3 protein-coding genes are annotated in these 1,962 nt (G+C 40.4%); 2 read left to right on the forward strand and 1 reads right to left on the reverse strand.

What is annotated here, in order from left to right:
- Positions 1 to 614, reverse strand: a 614-nt coding sequence (locus tag LC653_RS45325) for a TetR/AcrR family transcriptional regulator (RefSeq protein WP_229501763.1), incomplete at its 3' end; no start/stop codon positions are given.
- A 100-nt stretch (positions 615 to 714) separates the two neighbouring features.
- Between LC653_RS45325 and LC653_RS45330 the strand changes: the two genes are divergently transcribed.
- Both LC653_RS45330 and LC653_RS45335 read left to right on the forward strand, forming a co-directional pair.
- On the forward strand, positions 715 to 1,155 hold the full coding sequence (locus tag LC653_RS45330; RefSeq protein ID WP_229501764.1) for a DUF5367 domain-containing protein: 441 nt from the start codon (positions 715 to 717) through the stop codon (positions 1,153 to 1,155).
- Positions 1,156 to 1,317: 162 nt separating this feature from the next.
- On the forward strand, positions 1,318 to 1,962 hold a 645-nt coding region (locus LC653_RS45335), incomplete at its 3' end, for an HlyD family secretion protein (protein ID WP_229501765.1).

The following is a 1,962-nucleotide window of genomic DNA, read 5'->3' on the forward strand; positions in this document are numbered from 1 at the left end:
TGTAGATAGGAAGTCAATATTTTTTTGGTTTCGATAAGAACTTGATCTTGAAAATTACGATCACGTGTGAGTGAGAGAATTTCTAGAGCACTTGCGACCTCAACAACTATCATCGCAAGCAAATCTCTCTCACTTGGATTTAACGAAGGATTACGGACTCCAAAAAAGGCTGCTAGTTGTTGTGCGATTTCCAGGTTCAAGGCGGTATCCATAGCAATAACCTCTGTAGAGACAAGACGAGATTGAACAAATACAACTCGAAAGGCAGGATTTGCGGCAACAAACTGATCAAAGACATCGACTACTTGGCTGACGTAAGTGTCGAGGTTCCATTGGGTGCTTTCTTCAGTATGAAGTGCTGTAAATATTTCTCTGAGCTGATCTATATAGCGATAGGCTAAAGCGTGGAATATAGCTAACTTATCTGGAAAAAAACGATATAGTCCACCAACAGAAGTTTTTGCACGCGCTGCGATTTCATCAGTGGTTGTAGATTCAAAGCCTACTTCTGCAAATAACTCAGCTGCCGCGTTCAGAATCCGGTTAAACCGCTCCCGGCTACGTGCTTGTTGTGGTAGGCGTCGCAGTTGTTCTGGATGAAAAACTTCAGTCATAATTCAAATCTAGGTTGACAAACGCGAGGTTAATCTCGTATTCTATAAATGTGAGGTTAACCTCGCTTTCTAGTTTATCGCATTTTTAATGGAGACCACCATGCAAAGTACAACTCAATTCCCTACGAGTGAAAGTTCTAACAAGCAAATCTCCTACAGATTCTTTATCTTTCTTGGTTTTTTAATCTGGTTAACTGCGACTGTGATTCTGCGGTTGTGGGGACAGGTAATCCTTATCCCCGATAACAACCTCGTCATGGGACTTAATTTTCTGTGGTCGCTATTGTTCTTGCCATTGATAGTTTATGGCGTTATTCGTTGGCAAAATGTTAAGCCTCAACAGCGAATTAATCTTGCTCTTTGTCTAGGAATTCCAGGAATGCTGCTTGATGTGCCAACAACATACTTCTTTCCACAAGTATTTCCTAATATGTCTGTAGCAGTAGATAGACTTTATGGAGGATGGCTACTTTGGGGTTATGCGATCGTCTTCTTAACAGGGGTAATTTCCAGTCTCAAACGTAATTCGCAAAAAGTCTAACAGCCAAATGAATAGTGCTGAGTTACGAGTGCGGTAAATTTTCAAATCGTAGGATGAGTTAGTCCATGTAACACACGGGTTTGACTTCTGCAATCAAACATAAAAGTGTACCTAACACTTCCTACAGTTAATTAACCTTTACCTTATGTTGAGTAAGCGTTTATGGTAAAAAGTCCTAACGCATTAGATAATCAATCTCAGCAAACACCTAGCAATTTTGTTAAATATCCAGAAGACCAATCAACCCAACCTCAAACAAGTTTCCAAAAGCCAAAGCGAAAGATTTCAAAACTAGTGCTACTCTTGGCTATAACTGGGATTTTAACTGGTGTAGGGTATGGTATTTACCGTTTCTTCCCTCGTCAATCAGAACCTGAAGGCTTATTTTTAAGTGGACGAATTGAGGGTTATGAAACGCATATATCTGCTAAGAGCGGTGGCAGAATTGCTGTTTTAAATGTTAGAGAAGGAGATTTTGTTAAGCCAGGTCAATTGTTAGCGCAAATTGATGATTCCCAAATACGTGCAGAGATGCAAGGAGCTATTGCTAAAGTACAAGCAGCACGACAAAGGTTAAAGCGTCAACAACTACAATTACCTGTAATGCAAGCACAGTTACAGCAAGCCAATTTAGCAACTGAACAAGTGGCTCAAGAAGCACAAGGTAAAGTGTTTGAGGCACAAAAATCTATAGCTTCCGCACATGCCCAATTAGTAGAAGCTCAATCAAGTTTGCATCTGGCACAGGTAAAACAAAAACGTACCAACAAATTGTACGCCGAAGGTGCTGTATCTGCCCAACAGTTA

Source organism: Nostoc mirabile CHAB5784, from assembly GCF_020829645.1.
GTDB classification, from domain to species: domain Bacteria; phylum Cyanobacteriota; class Cyanobacteriia; order Cyanobacteriales; family Nostocaceae; genus Nostoc; species Nostoc mirabile.

Coding starts and splice junctions, on each gene's coding strand:
- LC653_RS45330 (WP_229501764.1), top strand. CDS start 715: ATGCAAAGTACAACTCAATTCCCTACGAGTGAAAGTTCTAACAAGCAA.